Source organism: Pseudomonas sp. RIT-PI-a (genome assembly GCF_001187875.1).
In the GTDB taxonomy this organism is placed as follows: Bacteria; Pseudomonadota; Gammaproteobacteria; order Pseudomonadales; family Pseudomonadaceae; genus Aquipseudomonas; species Aquipseudomonas coleopterorum.
Window position 1 is genome coordinate 1 of sequence record NZ_LGIR01000004.1, and the last position, 1866, is coordinate 1866.

Sequence of the window (1866 nt, forward strand, 5' to 3'; positions counted from 1 at the left end):
GCGCCTGGTCGGACTGGAAACGGGCCAACCTGCCGATCTCGGAAGCGGCGATCGAGAAAACCATCCGTCCGGTGTACTTCAACAACCGGCTGTTCGTGACCTGGGTCGAGATGATCGACAGCGTCGATCCGGCAGGCAGCGGTGATCTGGAAGCCGTCAAGCCGGAGGACGACGGCACGTACAAACACCGCAACCTGCCCAAACCCAAAGCGACATCGAAGCTGCGCTTGAACCTGACGTACAAGAAGTACGACGACAGCTGGAGTGCGCCGCAGTGCTACATGGAAACCGAGGCCGACCGAGCGGCGATCACCACGGCGGCCGGCCTTCTGGATGTTCACTCGATTGCGGTCGTCGATATGTCGGCGAACCCCGAAGCGTTGTTCCTGGCCATGTACGCCGGTTACGTCAAGAGTCCAGATAGTGCCGATGGCAGCTCGGACAAGTACCGCCTGCTGAAAACCATGAAGATCGACAAGAACTTCAACAGTCTCAATCTGTTTCCGATCCGCGGCGTGGTCGATGACGCCCCCGACAAGGGACCTAGCTTTGAGTTGGTGTTGCGCATCGGCCTGCTATTCGCCGACGCTGATACCAATGCCGGGCGCTTTCAGTTCCCCGTGACCGGGGCATCGATCCGGCTCAAGCTTCCAAGCATGACTAAGTCGCCGCATCCTGGAACCAGTGGTGTGCCAGGGTGGAACCATGGCGGCTGGCAGGAGCGCATCTCGGATGCCGTCGATGGCAGCGATATCGAGTGGGATGAGGTCAACCGGCAAATCAAATTCACGACCCGGATCAATACGGAGTTCAAGGAAACCGGCGTCAGTTTCGTGTGTGATACCGCGGGTCAAAGGTACGCATTCGAACTGGATCTGCCTGACGATACTGGATCCGAGTGGGTAACCCTGGGCCGGAACTCATATGTTTCAGCCAGTGAGGGTCTGTACTCAGGGACTTTTTACGGGCAAATCGCCGTAATGACGCCCACCGTTTCAATTACAGAATTGTTTCGAGATCGTCATAACGGCAATAGCATCTCGTATGTACATAGGCAAGGGAGGGCCGATCTCGCGGGCAAAAGTTTCAACATGGGGGTTCTGCGTCAACTAAAAGCCCGGCCACCAAGTGAAGTCATCACATTGGTTGGAATGAATTTTCCGGACGGCGCAACCTCCTGGAGCCGCCCTACATTCAATGGCGGAGACCTACTGTTTCAACAGCTACTCGCACGCCCCAGCTCGATGTTGGATCCCACGCCTGAAGACAACCGGGCCAGAGTCAATCTGAGCGTGAGCCAGGCTTACTCCTCGCTGCAGCCCGCCCAGCATTCGCTATCGACCACTATCAAAATCGACGCTGTATCGCTGCGCCCTGATTGGGGCGGCGAATGGCCTGGCGGGGAGAACAAATTCACGATCATCCACGGTGTGTTTGTCATGGAGACCAACGGCACCAGCAGCACCGGCATAGGCCATGCCATCAAAGCCACAGAGATCACGCTTGAATCCGTCGGCGACGACGCCCACTTGATCGCCCCGAAAATCTCGTACTACACCAACGCGACCCTGGGCACTGCCGAGTACATCGATTTCGACGGATCTACCATCGCCCGCAACGACCGCGACAACGGCGCTCGCCAGCCCATCCGCATGAACACCCTGTTCGCCCGTAACCTGATCGAGCGTGCCAACATCGCCCTGGAAAACCTGCTGTCCTGGGAAACCCAGCACCTACCAGAGCCCGCCTTGGCCGAGTCCGGCAATCAGCCGTTCATGGACTTCAAGGGCGCCAACGGCCTCTACTTCTGGGAGCTGTTCTTCCACCTGCCGTTCCTGATCAGCCATCGCCTCAACAGCGAGCATC

At 58.0% G+C, this 1866-nt stretch carries 1 protein-coding gene; it reads left to right on the top strand.

Going from position 1 to position 1866, the window contains the following annotated elements; all coding sequences use genetic code 11:
* On the top strand, window positions 1–1866 hold a 1866-nt coding region (locus AC788_RS21675; RefSeq protein ID WP_269082548.1), incomplete at both ends, for a neuraminidase-like domain-containing protein.